The organism is Methanoregula sp. (assembly GCF_049518935.1).
Taxonomy (GTDB): Archaea; Halobacteriota; Methanomicrobia; order Methanomicrobiales; family Methanospirillaceae; genus Methanoregula.
This window is the reverse complement of the sequence record NZ_JBEKRH010000001.1, coordinates 109,775-125,237: the sequence shown is the minus strand read 5'-3', so window position 1 is coordinate 125,237 and position 15,463 is coordinate 109,775. Positions and strand designations below refer to the sequence as shown.

At 51.4% G+C, this 15,463-nt stretch carries 16 protein-coding genes; 4 read left to right on the top strand and 12 right to left on the bottom strand.

Translation table 11 applies throughout. The features are described from left to right. Positions 1-46 precede the first annotated feature (46 nt). Positions 47-2,653: a methyl-accepting chemotaxis protein gene (locus ABSE13_RS00565; protein ID WP_424026530.1), complete on the top strand. Its 2,607-nt coding sequence runs from the start codon at positions 47-49 to the stop codon at positions 2,651-2,653. 70 nt (positions 2,654-2,723) lie between these two features. After that, on the top strand, positions 2,724-3,518 hold the full coding sequence (locus ABSE13_RS00560; protein WP_424026529.1) for a CheR family methyltransferase: 795 nt from the start codon (positions 2,724-2,726) through the stop codon (positions 3,516-3,518). A gap of 21 nt (positions 3,519-3,539) precedes the next feature. Here the strand turns inward: ABSE13_RS00560 and ABSE13_RS00555 are convergent, their stop codons facing one another. Next, entirely contained in the window at positions 3,540-3,806 is a 267-nt protein-coding gene (locus ABSE13_RS00555) for a hypothetical protein (protein ID WP_424026528.1), read from the bottom strand. 181 nt (positions 3,807-3,987) lie between these two features. Between ABSE13_RS00555 and ABSE13_RS00550 the strand changes: the two genes are divergently transcribed. Next, a complete protein-coding gene (locus ABSE13_RS00550) occupies positions 3,988-4,650 on the top strand; it encodes a hypothetical protein (RefSeq protein ID WP_424026527.1) in 663 nt (220 codons plus the stop codon). A gap of 61 nt (positions 4,651-4,711) precedes the next feature. Here the strand turns inward: ABSE13_RS00550 and ABSE13_RS00545 are convergent, their stop codons facing one another. The 11 genes from ABSE13_RS00545 to ABSE13_RS00495 all read right to left on the bottom strand — a co-directional run bounded on the left by ABSE13_RS00545 (position 4,712) and on the right by ABSE13_RS00495 (position 14,875). Further along, a complete protein-coding gene (locus ABSE13_RS00545) occupies positions 4,712-4,900 on the bottom strand; it encodes a hypothetical protein (RefSeq protein WP_424026526.1) in 189 nt (62 codons plus the stop codon). A 26-nt stretch (positions 4,901-4,926) separates the two neighbouring features. Further along, positions 4,927-5,178, bottom strand: coding sequence for a DUF7123 family protein (locus ABSE13_RS00540; RefSeq protein ID WP_424026525.1), 252 nt, complete (start codon positions 5,176-5,178; stop codon positions 4,927-4,929). Positions 5,179-5,392: 214 nt separating this feature from the next. Continuing rightward, positions 5,393-7,249 (bottom strand): DHH family phosphoesterase, encoded by a 1,857-nt coding sequence (locus ABSE13_RS00535; RefSeq protein ID WP_424026524.1) that lies wholly within the window; start codon positions 7,247-7,249, stop codon positions 5,393-5,395. A gap of 194 nt (positions 7,250-7,443) precedes the next feature. After that, positions 7,444-8,382, bottom strand: a complete 939-nt coding sequence (rnz, locus tag ABSE13_RS00530; RefSeq protein WP_424026523.1) for a ribonuclease Z — start codon at positions 8,380-8,382, stop codon at positions 7,444-7,446. 106 nt (positions 8,383-8,488) lie between these two features. Next, entirely contained in the window at positions 8,489-9,265 is a 777-nt protein-coding gene (locus tag ABSE13_RS00525) for a sugar phosphate isomerase/epimerase family protein (protein WP_424026522.1), read from the bottom strand. After that, a complete protein-coding gene (locus ABSE13_RS00520) occupies positions 9,262-9,810 on the bottom strand; it encodes a dephospho-CoA kinase (protein ID WP_424026521.1) in 549 nt (182 codons plus the stop codon). Before ABSE13_RS00520 ends, ABSE13_RS00525 begins: the two co-directional genes overlap by 4 nt. Next, positions 9,764-10,582 (bottom strand): anaerobic ribonucleoside-triphosphate reductase activating protein, encoded by an 819-nt coding sequence (locus ABSE13_RS00515; RefSeq protein ID WP_424026789.1) that lies wholly within the window; start codon positions 10,580-10,582, stop codon positions 9,764-9,766. The genes ABSE13_RS00520 and ABSE13_RS00515 overlap by 47 nt, the downstream gene beginning before the upstream one ends. Before the next feature lie 40 nt (positions 10,583-10,622). Next, positions 10,623-11,285 (bottom strand): 5-formyltetrahydrofolate cyclo-ligase, encoded by a 663-nt coding sequence (locus ABSE13_RS00510; protein WP_424026520.1) that lies wholly within the window; start codon positions 11,283-11,285, stop codon positions 10,623-10,625. A 317-nt stretch (positions 11,286-11,602) separates the two neighbouring features. Then, positions 11,603-12,880 carry a phosphomethylpyrimidine synthase ThiC gene (thiC, locus tag ABSE13_RS00505; protein WP_424026519.1) on the bottom strand — a complete coding sequence of 426 codons (1,278 nt, stop codon included), beginning with the start codon at positions 12,878-12,880 and terminating at the stop codon, positions 11,603-11,605. 390 nt (positions 12,881-13,270) lie between these two features. Further along, positions 13,271-13,672 carry a hypothetical protein gene (locus tag ABSE13_RS00500; RefSeq protein ID WP_424026518.1) on the bottom strand — a complete coding sequence of 134 codons (402 nt, stop codon included), beginning with the start codon at positions 13,670-13,672 and terminating at the stop codon, positions 13,271-13,273. 45 nt (positions 13,673-13,717) lie between these two features. Beyond that, positions 13,718-14,875, bottom strand: a complete 1,158-nt coding sequence (locus ABSE13_RS00495; protein ID WP_424026517.1) for a DDE-type integrase/transposase/recombinase — start codon at positions 14,873-14,875, stop codon at positions 13,718-13,720. A gap of 117 nt (positions 14,876-14,992) precedes the next feature. On the opposite strand from ABSE13_RS00495, the gene ABSE13_RS00490 reads away from it, so the two are divergent. Next, positions 14,993-15,202 carry a hypothetical protein gene (locus ABSE13_RS00490; RefSeq protein ID WP_424026516.1) on the top strand — a complete coding sequence of 70 codons (210 nt, stop codon included), beginning with the start codon at positions 14,993-14,995 and terminating at the stop codon, positions 15,200-15,202. Positions 15,203-15,463: the final 261 nt, after the last annotated feature.

Below are 15,463 nucleotides of genomic sequence, written 5' to 3'. Positions count from 1 at the left end.
CGTTGTCACAGGATGAAGTACCGGGATTAAGTGGGAGGAACCAGGAATGACGGAACGACCAGGAAGAAAAGCATTGTTCAGCGGAGCGATACCAAACGCGCCGGCACAGGCCGGTTCTTCAGAAGAGATTGCGGCCCATGTCAGGCAGCTGAATGAAGAAATTGCCGCAGCACTTTCTGCCGGGGTTGCAGGAACTACGGTAAGTCCCCTTGAAGCAACCCGGTTTGGCGCAGAATATATTACCCTGATATCTGCCGTGAACCAGGCACTCCGGAAACTGACGCAGTATGAGAAGATCCCTGTCCCGGCAACTGTTCCGTTTGCATCGGTTTCCTCTCCTGCCGGAAGCGACCAGCAGGCCAGGTATGACCAGGAGATCGAAGACCTGCGCCACCGCCTGGACCTGATGGTAGGCAGGAACCCGGTTCCCATGCTGGTCACTACGCCTGCCTTCTCCATCATTGAAGCCAATGACGCGTATGTCCAGATGAGCGGCATTGCAAAAGATGCACTGAAGAATACGAGCCTTGCAGGCTTCCGGATCACCAGCCAGACCGGTGAGGGTGCAAAGGTGGCCATTCAGGAGAAACGCCGCTCCTTTGGCCAGGTCACGGTCGAGCTTCCCTCCGGCCAGCGCATCCTGGAACAATATTGTATACCGGTCATTGCCGGAAATGGAACCATCACATCCCTGCTGTTTGTCTACAATGATATCACAGCGCAGGGAAAGAAGAACAGCGAGATCGAGCAGCTCCGGGAGAGATCCGAGACGATTGTCCAGCAGAACCCGATGCCCATCCTGCTGGTTGACAAAAGCTTCCATATCCGTGTCGTCAATGAGGCATACATCACCCTGAGCGGGATCAGTCGGGCCGATCTCCAGAAAAAGACCCTCCACGACTTCAGGGTGCTTGAGCAGTCCGGCGAAGGACTCAAAAGTGTGATAAATGATGGGAAGCGTTCGAAAGGCGAGGTGCTTGTAGAATTCCCGTCCGGGGTCCGGCGACTCCAGCAGTATGGTATCCCTATCCATGACACAACCGGCAATGTGGGCAGTATCCTGATTGTCTACAACGATATCACGGAAGACCGGAAAAAGCTGGATGAGATCAATGCGCTCGTTGCCGGCCAGGAGGCCAGCAAGCAGGAACTCCAGAAGAAGATGGAGGAAGTGGCTAACCTCAAGCAGCGCTCCGATATCATCGTTATGCAGAACCCGATGCCGATCATGCTGATGGATCCCGGCTTCAAAATCCTCATGGCCAACGAGGCCTATATTGTCCTGACCGGCATTGACAAGAAACGCCTCCTTGCCATGAATGCAAAGGATTTCAGGATCCTTGAGCAGAAAGGCGAGGGCCTCAAAAAAGTGCTTACCGATAAGAAACGAAGTTTCGGCCAGGTAACCATCGAGTTCCCCTCGGGTAAGCGTATCCTTGAGCAATATGGCATCCCCATTCTCGATGCCAAAGGGGATCTCACCACAATTCTCTGCGTATATAATGATATCACGGTCCAGCGCGAGCAGGAAGCAAAGATCGTGGAGATGATGGACAATGCAAAGGCGAATGCGGAACTCCTCACGGTCAGCGCAGCAGATCTCCAGACCGCGATGACAAAGATTGCAGCTGGCGATCTCACGTTCCGGCTGAGCATTGATGATGCAGATCCGCTTGTCCGGCTAAAAATCGATTATAATGCCGCTGCCGATGCGATCCAGAAGGTCCTTGTCGGCCTCACCGATGCGGTAAAACGGCTCGATTTAACGATTAATGATACTATCAGGAGTACCGAAGAGATTGCAAAGGCCACAGAACAGGTGGCGCTCTCCAGCCAGAGATCCACGGACAATGCCAAGACCCAGATCAACAGCATCCAGAAGATCTCCAATGATGTCTCTGAGATCTCTGCATCCATCGAGCAGATTGCCAGCACCTCGCACGATGTCATGACTCATGCCGAAAAGGCGTCAAAGGAAGGTGCACAGGCAGCGGAGATTGGCAAGCTTGCCACCAGCAAGATGCAGATCGTGGAGACGATCTCCAAGCAGAGTGTGGATGAGATCACTGCCCTTAACGACCAGATGCGCCAGATCTCAAAGATCGTGAACCTCATTACGGATATTGCCAACCAGACCAACCTGCTGGCCCTGAACGCGGCCATCGAGGCGGCGCGGGCCGGTGAACACGGGCGCGGGTTTGCTGTCGTCGCCGGCGAAGTGAAAAACCTCGCTGGTGAGTCCAAGAAGGCAAGCAGCCAGATCGAGAGCCTGATACGTGCAATCCAGAGCAAGAGCGAGCAGACTTCGACTTCCATGAGGAATTCGTTTGAGGAGATCAAGGCGGGTATTGACAGTGTCAACCGGACCGTTGCGTCCCTGAACATGATTATATCAGAAGCAAACATCGTCTCGGCCGGCGTGAGTGAGATTACGAAGGCGACCGAGGACCAGGCGCAGGCAACCGGCCAGCTGATGTCCGGTATTGAGTCATTCAGCAAGCTCACGGGAGAAAACCAGCAGCGCATGGAAGATATGGCAGCCCTGGCCGAAGAGACGAGCGCCTCGACCGAGGAGATTGCAAGCGCATCCTCCGAGCTCTCGGCAATGGCAGAGCAGAGCCGCAAGATGATGGAACAGTTCAAACTCACCTGAACCGGTCCTCTGGTGAGCAAAGTATTAAGGGAAAACAAGGAGATTCGGGGACAGGACTGCGTGGATGGTTATGGACGATTTTGCCGCTCTCAAACGATATATCGAACAGGTACTGAAGATACAGTGCGGGAATTACAAGGAGGATTATATCAAGCGGCGGCTTCTCTCAAGGATGCGATCCACCAACACAACAAATTATGAAGATTACCTCAAATATCTCAAGGCGAACGTACCGGAACTGGAAGTCCTGCGAAAAGCACTCACGATCAATGTAACGGAGTTCTTCCGGGACAATGATGTCTATGAGATACTGAAAAAGGAAGTCCTGCCCGATCTTTTCAGGAAGCGCAAGCGGTTGCGTATCTGGTGCGCAGGCTGCTCAACCGGGGAGGAGCCTTACTCCATTGCCATGATCCTGCACGATTTCATGGCCCAGAATAAGGAACTTTCCGGCCAGATCTATGCTACCGATATCGACAAGATCGTGCTCGCAAAGGCACAGGAAGGAATCTATACCCCAAAAGCGATGGTGAAACTCTCAGAATCGCAGATCCACCGTCACTTCATCAAACTCCCCGACGGGAATTACCAGGTCAAGCCGCATCTCAGGGAAATGATCCGGTTCCGTCCCCATGACCTTATGGGGGGAGAACCTATAGCAAAATGGCTTGACCTGATCACCTGCCGGAATGTGACGATCTATTTCACCGAAAAACAGAAGGACGACCTGGCCCGGCAGTTTCATACGGCACTGGTCAGCGATGGGTATTATATCATGGGAAAGACTGAGTATCTCGGACGACAGGTCGAGAACCTGTTTGCCCCAAAGCACTCGGTGCAGAAAGTGTTTGTGAAAAAGGAGTAAGTATCCTGCACTGCTGACTTTTCAGTGGTTCTTTTCCTCCCCGTCTTTTGCCTCGGTATCCGTTCCACGCTCAAATCCGCTGGTCAGGTTCCGCTGGAACTCTTTTCTCGCTGCATGCATCTTTACCTGGTTCAGCACCGTGACAAAATTGACGCCGATGATGATGAGGACGAGAAACAGGCTTACCCAGAGCATCGCACCCTGTGCCGAAAGGAATGCGGCCCAGAGCAGGACAACAAAGGAGATGAGGTAAAAAACCACCCATGTCCGAAGTCCGGGTAACTCCATACCCATGCATGTTCTCTGTTTGGATAATAATACATCCGACTAACTGTCAGCCTTCGGATTTCACGGCTCATGTATCCACCGGCTGATGAGGCGGGGAAACTGTTCCTGCTCAAATAGCTGTACTAATCAGCATTTTTTTTAAAATCGTCATGTTTTTTTAGGTTCCATTCCAGTACTACTTGTGGAAAGCAGCGATATCCTGACATTGGTCGGTGGACTGGTGATTGTCATCATTATCGCCTTCATTGCAAATCCTCACTACCTGTCGGGCTTCGCATCTCCTGCGCCAACGCCAACACCCTCCCCCCTGCCGACAGAAACCCCGGCACCCGTCACAACAATGCCTGTGGTCACCACCACACTCCAATCCCTGAGTGAAACACCCACGCCGGAACCCACCACAGCCCCTCCGTACCGGATTTTTTACACCAGCAACCCGTTTTCCTATCCGCGTTTCAAGATGCTGGATAATATGGATATATTCGGGGCAAGCGACGTAGCGATCCGGAACCGTGAGATGGTCACCTTTGCGTATATCGATGACAGCCGTGGCGGCCTGACCCAGAAATTCCTTGTTCCCTACCCGGTATGGGTCATCAATACAACGGTAATCGCCAACCGTACACCCCAGTACGGGGACTTCAAAATGGCCCTCTGTTATGCTTCCAACGGTACAGTGATTAACGGTGAGGAGATCTTAAACCGTGGAAACCTGTACCGGGTGATCGAGACGTCAGGTACAGATATGTACATGATCATCACCACGAACTACATCGACAGTTATACCATCCGTCTGGAGACTCCGCGGGATTATTACGACCAGTATTACAAGCCACAGGTATAATGGTTTGATACGGGATTGTTTTTTTTAAATTTTAAAGAAGAAGTGCAGGTGTCGGGGACAATCAGATCTTTTCAACGGTGACCCGTACTTTGTCCCCGGCTTTCAATGTATGCCCTTTTGGTATGTCGATGTTGAACCAGAGCGCATCGGGATTATCCTGGGTTGGATCCTGTGACATCAGGCAATCCTTGTTGTCGTTGATGCTTGCAACAAATTCTATCTCTGATTCGAGTTCCAGAACTTTTGTCATGATAAAAAGGGTGGTATGATTGGATTTCAGATGGCACGTGGCGTGACCATCCACGTCGTGCTGTTCGAATAGCTCCAGCGGATAATATCAAGCTCCTTGCAGATATCTGCAAGGATTGCCATATTTGTACCAACTTCTTTGGGGGACAGGCCAAGGTCTTTTGCAATATATTTGGATTTGAAATAGTGCTTTCCCTTGGTGATACCGGAGTTGAGGTACAAAACGATCTTGTGCTGGGTCTCATTGTACGTCTCACGTAATTTTTTGGTGGTTGACATGTTGTGCCTCAGCATTTAAAACTCATATAGATCAACTCCTATATATAAATATCCAACCATCCTGACAAAAATCCTGTCCTGTTTTTTTCACCTGGCCGCGATTTCGACCAGAAAGATTATATCTCGCCCGCAGGTTGCGTTATTTCCAGAACTCCCGTTTAACAGCCGATCCGGGTATTTTCAGGCTAAAATAATCGGAATTACTAAAAAAAAGTTACTGGACGGCCAGCTGGACCTGGGCATCAGCGATCTTTTTGATAAGCGCTTCAAGGACGACTCCGCGCATTCCTTCCACGAATTTTATGCTGCCGACTACCAGGTGCCCGCCGCCACTGATTCCGCCGCCGGGGATCTCGACCCGGAGTTCCCTGACCATCCGCGGGATGTTCATGAGTACCCCGCGGGATCGCAGGACTGCAAAGTCCGGTCCGAAACCGATGGTGACTACGGGCTTGCCGGCATTCTGGCGGCAGAGCCGGTCATGCACTTCCCCGCTTGTCTTGCCTGGTGGCGGAAACGTGAACTTGTGGGCATGGATCTCGACATCAATCAGGAAAAGATGGGCATCGTTGGAGAGTACCCGCGGTACCACGTGGGGCATACAGGCACTCATCTGGTCCTCGATCATGGTGTTTGCCCCTTCAACAAGAAGAGCGACAAGCTTTTTGTGGCGTTCGGTGTTGCCGGTAATGTTGAGGATATCCTTGATGATCTCGCGGCCGTCATTGAACCGGAGCCAGAACTGTTCATAGTCCAGGGCAAGGGCGATATCCTTGCAGGCCTGTTCGGGATACTGGTCCCGGACAAGGGCAAGGAAGAGTGCCCGTTCCGGGGCCTCGCTCCGGTCGCCGACACCGGCAACTGCCGGGAGGTGGCGGATGACCGGCTCAACCTTGGGGTTGATCAGCCGGGCGACTTCCGTGCCGAGCATTCCTGCCGTGATCCCGAAGTCTCCCCCGACATGGTACGGGTTGACATGGGCAAGGAGGTATTTGTCGATGGTCGCATCCGGGTGGTGGTGATCGACAACAATGAAGGGGATATCGTAGACGCTGGCGATCTTGTAAGACGGTTCATCCTCTTCCGTGGATCCATTGTCGGTAAGGAGGACGAGCGGCATCTTCTGGCCGAAGCGGATATGGTCCTTGAGCGAGAAGTCGAGGTCTCGGGTGATGTCTTCGATCTCGTAAAATGGTGCTTTCGAGGGTGCCCGCTTGAAGAGGTAGTAATCTGCATCGAAGTCCCCGCCGGACTCCCGGATCAGGGAGACCACGGCCTGCTCAATGGCGACTGCCGAGCAGATACCATCCGCATCCGCATGGTGGCGGAGGATGATCGGCTGGGAAGTGAAGACCGCCTTCCGGATCAGTTTTGCGACTTTACGCATCTCGGGCCGGAGTTTTTCCATCACTTCGCTCTTCACGAGTAACGGGATCTCTTCAGGCTCGGATCGTGCATCCAGAGCCTTCTCGATCCTGAGTTTTACTGCGTCAGAATCCTCTCCGGTCAGGACCGTGATCGCGTCCACCTCGATCTGGAGCTGGTTGTTGCGCATCATCACTTCGCCGATGATCCTGACGATGTTCTCCAGCTCCACTTCCGGAAATGCCCGGACGCCGGCTTCGACAAACGCAGCAGCATTCTGCGTGCCGGTCTCATCGATAACGGTGAATATGGTCGGGCCGCTGGTCTGCTTGATCTGGGCGACTTCCCCTTCAATGGCTACGGTCCTGCCCACCTTGTCGTCAAGGTCGGAGATACGGACGGTCGTCGACTTTCGCTCAATGCTCTGGACCTGATAAACCTGAATCAGCACCTCTTCGAGATCGATGTTCCCGTTCGGCCGGATCTGGCGGACCCGGACAAGGATAGAATCGCGCTCCTTGTGTTCGGCCTTGATATTGCTCTTGTGCACAAGACCCTTGATCCGGTCATTCAGCTGGACGAACACACCAAAGGTTGCAAAACCCTGGACTTTTCCCTGGTAGACCTTACCTTCCTCGACATCGGCAAGGTCACAGCCATTGCCAAGCCTGGAGACAAGGACATCATTTTCATCAGTATTCTGCATATTTCACACTCACCACACACAGCGAAACGGCATATTGTTGCGATATGGTATCGGGTATCGACAACGTCGCGCGGATACCGGCATGCTCTGTATGAGTATCAATGAGTGCCTGAATGTTTAATTTACTTGTTATCTGCAACAGGTGAAGAACCGGGACAATGGTTACAGAAAACAGGTACTAACGGTTTTTGAATTCAGTCACGAAACGGCACTTCAACCATGTCCAGATCGTTCGGGATGAGAATCGGGCCGGCGAATTTTTTCCGTGCATCCGAAGCATGGGCCTGGACATCGGTATACCGCGAGCTCGTGTGGATGAGCACCAGCGTATGTGCATTGAGGGCAGATGCAGCCTCTCCAGCCTGCGCAGCCGTAGCGTGGTAGAACTCTGCAGCCCGGGCCATTTCCGAATCATCATAGGTTGCATCATGGATCAGGAGATCAGCGTTCCGGGCCATATCCAGGATCGTGGAATAGACTGCCCGGGTGTCCCCGGTATACACTATCTTACGGCCGGGGCGTGGCTCACCCATCACCTGTTCCGGGCGGATCCCGACTGCCATATCGCCCGTACCAATGGTTATCTTCTCACCTCTCTGGAGCCTGCCAAAGAGCGGGCCGGGGGGAACGCCAAGGGTAATTGCCTGCTCCCGGTTGAACCTGCCCGGCCGGGGATCTTCTTCGAGAATATAGCCAAGTGACGGGAGCCCGTGGTTTGCGGCAAATGCCGTGATCGTATATCCGTCGAATCGCACCCATGAACCGTGACCGAGTTCTACCGCATCGAGCGGGAATTTCAGGTTGAACCGGGCCACGTGCCTGAGGGTATTGACAAACTCGTGCACCCATTCCGGGCCATAGATGGTCAGGGGCTCTGTCCGGCCATTGAATGACATCGTCTGGACAAGCCCGAAGATACCAAGGAAGTGATCGGCGTGCCAGTGCGAGACGAATATTGCGTTGACGGTGAACCCGCAGCGCGATCGCATCATCTGCTGCTGTGCCCCCTCTCCGCAGTCAAAGAGCAGGGTGTCGGAGCCCCGGCGGATCATGATGCAGGGCGGGTTGCGTGACGGCGTGGGCAATGCACCGGCGGTGCCGAGGAAGTAGACGTGGAGGGTCTCACCGCTCATGGAAAATTCACTCCTGTTGATTTTTCTGAGACGTTTCGCCTTGGCTCACCGCTCACATAAAATCCTGCCACGGATTTTACTATAGTAATTCGCATTTGCTCGTCACTCATACGAAATATCTCCTGTACACGGCAAGACTCTTCTTTGCTTCTTCAATGGACCGTCCTTCAATGACAATCCGTTTGCCCCGGTATCTGGCAGAGATACTTTTTCCCACGGTGTCCCATTGAATCATACCGTCCCCGAGTGGCAGGTGCTCGTCCGACATACCGTGGTTGTCATGGATATGGATATGGTCGGCCTTGTCGATATAGTGCAGGAATTCCGGGACTTTCCCGATCGTATTCGCGTGGCCGAAATCAAATGTTATGCCAATTCCCTCGATCCCTTCGGTCATGCCGATCAGTTCCTCCGGTAGCCGGCAGAGAAATTCCTTAACGCTTATCATGTTCTCAAGGCAGGCGAGCACGCCATGTTCTGCTGCACACCGGCCGATCTTGTGGAGTGCCTCTTTCTGGAGTTCCCAGACTTTCTGGGGCATCATCTTGCCAATGGGCGATATATAACCGGGATGGATGGTGACGCAGTCGGTGAGCGGGGCTGCGTGCTCGATGCAGGTACAGAGCTGGCGGATGGACTCCCGCCAGATCGGGTCGTTGAGGGTGGCGATGTTCAGGTCACCGTACGGGGCATGGACGGACGCACCGAGCCCGGTCGTGGCGAGCATCTCCTGGACTTTTTTGAAACAGTCCGGGTTCTCCAGCCGGTAGTTCCCGTCACTGACGATCTCCCATCCTCCATACCCGGCTTCTTCGATACCATAGACCCAGGTGATATCGTCCCAGACTTTGGCAGAGGAGGAAAAATAGGGAGCGGCGGTCACCGGGTTCCCCCCAGTTCGCGCAGGAGGCTCTGGACCTGTTCGGAAAATTCCGGCAGGCTTCCTTTATTCTCAAGCTGGATGTCCGCGACTTTCAGTGCATTGCCGAGTCCCCAGCCAAGTTCGCGGGTGTCCCGGGTACGAAGTTCTTCTGCCGTTGAAAAATCATCAGACCGGGCCCGGGCTGTAATCCTTGCGAGCCGGTCTTCGAAAGAGGATTCAATGCTGATGAGCGTAAACCCGGGAAATTGCTTCCGGAAGAGAGCAACTTCCGTATCGCCCCGGATCCCGTCGACAAGGACGAGCGGAGCGGTCTGGCGCTGGATCTCCGGAACACAGAGCCGGGCGATCGCGTCCATGCCCCGTTCGGCCCGGAGCCGGTTGGCCGTAGCTCCGAAATTCCTGTCATTCGGTTCCAGCCCTGCGTCTGTTACGGCCCTGCGGATCATGTCCCCCATGACAATGACCGGAACGCCCATGCCGGATGCAATACTGGAAAATTCACCTTTGCCGCTTGCGGGCATCCCGACAACGCCAATCACTTTCATAGGTTATCTCTCCGACCTCTCGTGTTCGTATCCGTACGGTCCTGCCAAGTTCGTCAGCAATCTTCTTGATATCCGCCAGTGTCAGAGGGGGATGCAGTTCCTGGAGACTTCTTCGTTTACTGATATATTCCCCATGACTGATATCAGATACTGTTCCATCCAGGGCTCCGATCTTGTGCTCGCCCTGCTGGAGAACAAGGGGGACAGTGCCGATCTGGGTAGCGATCTCTTTGATGTAATCCTCATTCTCATAGAAAACGGTTATCACGATCTCGAATTCACTGAGCTCCTGTTCCCGAAGGGCTTTTTTGCAGATCGCGATGGATTTTTTAATATTTTTCTGGTAGTTGTTCCGGGATACCGCGACCTGAGCACCCGTTACTGACGAAAATCCCTCCCACCGGGTTTTGTAATCAATGGCGATTTTATCTGCCAGTTTCTCCGCAATAATCGCCTCAAGCGTTGCCGGGAACTGGCCGTTTGTCTGGATACCTACGTTAAGGTGTTGTTTTTTTGCAAACCTGGCCAGTTCCAGGAGTGCGTTTTTCTGCAGGGTGGGCTCCCCCCCGGAAAAGACAACACTGCTGATGAACGGGGACGAGGTTTTGATCATATCGGTAATCTCTTCGATCTCCCGGAGATCGCTGCCCGTCTGGATTGCCTCGTTCTGGCAATAGGAGCAGCGCAGGGGACATCCCCGGAAAAAGACGGTACAGGCCGACCTGCCCCGCCAGTCTACTGTTGAGAGAGATACAAAGCCCCCGAAATTCAGCTGGATACGATCACCGTGCCGGATTATTTTATTCCCGGGGTTATTTGAGTGTATTGCGCCAGGTATCCTCTTTATCCGTGACCCGGCAGCTGCCGCAGCGGATGATGCCCTGCTCAGTGATGATCAGGTCCATACTGACATCATTTTCATCTACGGGGATCTCTGCTGCTTCGAGGCATGAGAACGCGAGCCCGATCTTCAGCAGGTGGGGATTGGCCGACAGGAACCGGTCATAGTAACCGGCTCCATACCCGAGACGGTGACCACGTTGATCGAATCCGAGCATGGGGACGATTACTGCTTTGACCGCCCGTGGATCAACAGGTCGTTCCCGGCCGATCGGTTCAGGGACTCCGAATGTGCTCTCGATAAGATCAGAGGTTTGGGTAAGATAGGTGAGTCGTAGTGTTTTTGTCTCTTTCTCAATGATCGGGACCACGATCTTCCGCTTACCGGATAACAGCTGTTCGATAAGCGGGTGCGTGTCCACTTCGAGAGGTTTTGAGACATAGATCATGAGCTGGTCAGTGCCGTCAAGGATGCCCAGCAGGTGTTCATGGATGCTGTTGCTGGCTGCCGAAATTTCCTCCGGTGAAAGTGCTGCACGCTTATAGCGGGCTGTATCCCTCATGCTGTGCTTGGCGGACCTGAGATCTGTTTCCTGCATGGTAGTAGGTACAGATAATTGACCGTCTTCTGCCATAATCGTTGAGATTGCGTGCCTGTGAAATTAAAAAAAAGGTGATTGCTCAATAAAAACCACCATTGAATTAGTATTATTATGAAAAAATTCAAAGAATCTCATTTATTTTTCAATTTAAAGACGTTCTTGGGGGCTTCGCCCCCGTCGCTAGGGCATTCCCCATATTGCGATAACGCTGTATTACCCAATCACATGAAAAAATCCGAATTTTCTTGATCTAGCGCTAATTTCATGTGGAATATCAAGCGCATGAAAATTTTGGTGGCGCCAAATGATGAATCACCAAAAAAAAAGTGCGTGGCAAAAAGGGGAGGTGATCAGAATTTGAAGTGACGGTTGACGATCTTGATTGCGCAGTAGTCGCCGCACATCGTGCACCCGTCGGTATCAGCCGGCATCCGCTCTGCACGTATGGCTTTTGCCCGGGCGGGGTTCATGGCAACGGCAAACTGGCGGTCCCAGTCAAGGTCGCGACGGGCGTGGCCCATCTCGAGGTCGAGGTCACGGGTCTTCTTCAGCTTGATCATGTCGCCGACATGGGCTGCGATACGGGAACTCATGACTCCCTCGTATACTTCTTCGGGAGTCGGAAGTGCAAGGTGCTCTGCGGGGGTTACGTAGCAGATGAAATCCGCACCGAGCGAGGAGGAGATGGCGGCTCCGATGGCGGCGACGCGGTCATCGTAGCCCGGTGCAATATCGGTAACGATGGGGCCCAGCATGTAGAATGGCTTGTTGTTGGTGACCCGCTTCATCAGGGTAACATTCGCCGCGATCTCATCGATCGGGACATGGCCCGGACCCTCGACAATGACCGGGACGTTCTCCCGGTGCGCCTTGTCGGCCAGTTCAGCGTTGATCAGGAGTTCCTGGACCGCGGCCCGATCGGTGGCGTCGTGGATTGCCCCGGCCCGCATGCCGTTCCCCATGGAGAGCGTGACTTCGTGCTCCTTCATGATCTCGAGAAGGTAATCGAATTCGCTGTACAGCGGGTTCTCTTTCTCGTTGTGGAGCATCCATGCCGTCATGAACGCGCCGCCCCGGGAGACCAGCCCGCCGTGCCGGCCCTGGTTCTTCAGGCGCTTGATTGTCTCAAAATTGATGCCGGTGTGGATGGCCATGAAGTTTGTGCCAAGCTTTGCCTGCTCTGCCGTAATGCGGAAGAGGTCGTCCTCCTTCATATTGACAACGGCACCGTCTTTTATTGCCGCTTCGATGAATGCCTGGTAGAGCGGAACGCACCCGACCGAGAGGCTGGTGTTGGCGATAATCTGCCTGCGTATCTCCAGGAAGTCTCCTCCGGTGGAGAGCTCCATGAGGGTGTCAGCGCCGGCGAGTTCGGCCTGCCGGGCTTTCTCGATCTCCTGCTTGATATCGATAATATCCGTGGATGTCCCGATCGAGGCGTTCACCTTGGTACGGAGGCCCTCCCCGATACCGCAGATTTTTACTTTCCGGTAGGGGGAGACCGGGATAACGATATGGCCCCCGGCAACCCCGCGGCGGACGAAGTCTTCGGTGACTCCTTCCTGCTTTGCTACCAGTTTCATCTCTTCAGTGACGACGCCACGCTTGGCATCTGCGACAATACTCATGCCATAAATGTTGCAATAAAGACCAGATAAAGGCTCGGTTTTTCAATTCTGGACTAAATCTGGCTTGTTAAGTCCACAAGTAAAGTTGATTTGGAATAACACAGTTTTTTTTGTTTTTCCTTTATTGAGGATTCCTTTCCGGGATTCAACAGGCAAATCGGGAGGATACCGGGCGCCCCGCTCGATGGTTCTGTTAACTTGGCGAGGGATGAAAAATGTTGTTAACCAGACTGGGATTTCTCCCTATTTTCGGAGTTGATTTTATTGTTTGCTTTTGTGTTATCAGTTATTACATTTTATATCGACAGGGAATGGAATCAAAAGAGAATTTCAACGCGTTTGTTGTAATTAATATAAGCCCAATCGTAGCAATTCAGATAATTCTAATCATTATAATTTTATTCGGCTAGACATTGCCATCCGTAGGATAAGTCCTAAAAGCATGCATGTAATGGGGATCATTACTACAAAAATAGCATCAAAGAACGTCGCTCCGAAACTAATTGCGAGTAATGACCAAAAGAATATGATACCAAATATCATCCCTATAACTCTCGGAATTGCTTTTATATTATCGTAATATCCCTGTTTTACGTATTTTAAATCTATAAGATATCCGGAGGTTGCATCGTCAACCAGTGAGATCAATCCCCAAATTGCTGCAATTTGTCCAAGATTAAGTGGTGTTTGGGTTGACGATAGTGTTGTTAAAATTAAATTAAATGCATACGAAGTTGTAAAATCCTTTGTGGGTTTTATAACTCCCCAAAAAAAGTCTCCCTCAGTACTCACAATTCCCTGAGAAATCTATGCAACCATAAATCTATCTAAAGAGAGTTATCTTTCTTTTGCCACTGCCGTCGCAGCATTCTGAATTAACGTCATCCACTTGTTCTCCCCTTCAACCACAATCCCACATGCCTCAGCTGGTGTCTTTCCATCTAACGCTTCATGCGGTCTGACATAGTTGTGATAAATCTGCATACCGGGCAGAACCTTTGTATCGACTTTCTTTATTCCGCGCATTGTCTTTTCCCGGTCACGAATGCTACCGTTTAATCTCTCCATCTTATTGTTGTTCTCGTTCCATACATTCCCGGTGAGTTTTATGGCATTAACGTGTCTAGACTGTGGTTTTGTATTGGTGTAAAGCTCACGGTTAAATGCGTCGTGATACGCCGGTAATCCATCCGTAACCATCACGTTGGGGCGCTTCCCTGCGATTTCCTTTGCGTCGCGGAAAATCTTTGCCGCATCGTGCTTGAACTTTGACCCTGCGACTTCCTGTGCAATCCAATATCGTGTTTCGTCGTCCATCACAGCGAACACATATTTCATATCACCCTTAATTTTAACGTAAATCTCATCAGCTCTCCACGTATCGGAAACCTGTGGCTGGATCTTCTCAATATATTGTTCCATCAGCGCCGTATATTTGTTGATCCACTTGTAGACGGCAACGTGAGAGACTTTAACCCCGTGCAGTTTCAGTGCCTTTGTAACGTTCCTGAACGATAACCCGGTGAAGTAAAGCTGCATCGCTGCGGTAATGTCCTGCGGTGTGGATTTCATGCCTTCAAACCCTGCATTCAGAACAAAGTGCTTCCCGCATTCCTTGCAGTAAAAAACCTGAATGTCACCGTAGTCGTTGTGCCTTACTCCGTCTTTGATGATGAGAGAAGAGCCGCAATACGTGCAGAGATCCGCAGTTGAATTAATAGGTGCAATCCTCATAACCGTTTCAACCTGTTTGCGGATAGCAAACGAGAGTTTCACGGCATGAATGTGTTTACATTCGACACCGCGCATCTGGTGATCGGGGCAAGTACATTTCCATCCGAGATCGTTCTTCTTTACCTGATACGAGCCGTGACCAGATTGGGATTTGACTCGGTACAGGCTGTCACTGTATCTCCAGATTTGGCCTTTCTTTTCTGTGATTGCCTTTCCGCGTTCCTCGCGGGTTGTGGTTAAGGGTTCAAACTTTTGGGGCATGTTGTTTCACTCTCACTTAGTGTATACTATAGTATATACCATTGTATGTATTTATACTTATGTGTGCACAGTGGTACATACCAAAGTATTAAGTATTTTTGAGGTCTAGATCCTGTTATGGTAAATCTTGTAAGAGTTAGGATGTACGAGGTCAAATCTCGACATAGCATTAATTTTCCGAGCGAATTCGTAAGGGATAGCGCATTCCCGTTTAAACCGGGTGATGACCTAAGAGCGAAAATCGAAGATGGAAAAATTATCATCGAGAAAATAGGCCATGTCAGTCAAACGGCGCCGCCTCCTTATGACGATAAAAACGATAAATGATTGTAAAACCACTATTTTTTCCGTCGGAGTGATTAATAATTATTAATAATCATTAATGATAATTTTAACGATTTCTTTAAGTATTCCTATTAACAATTATTAATATGTGTTAATAACATGACCAAAAAAATGATACTTGATATCGACGAGGATACTTGGAAAGAGGTGCTTAAGTATAAGATTGATTTTGGTTTGAAAAACAACAATGAGACTGTTGTGAAACTTATAAAAAGGGGATTAAAGAATGTATAATATGAGGGA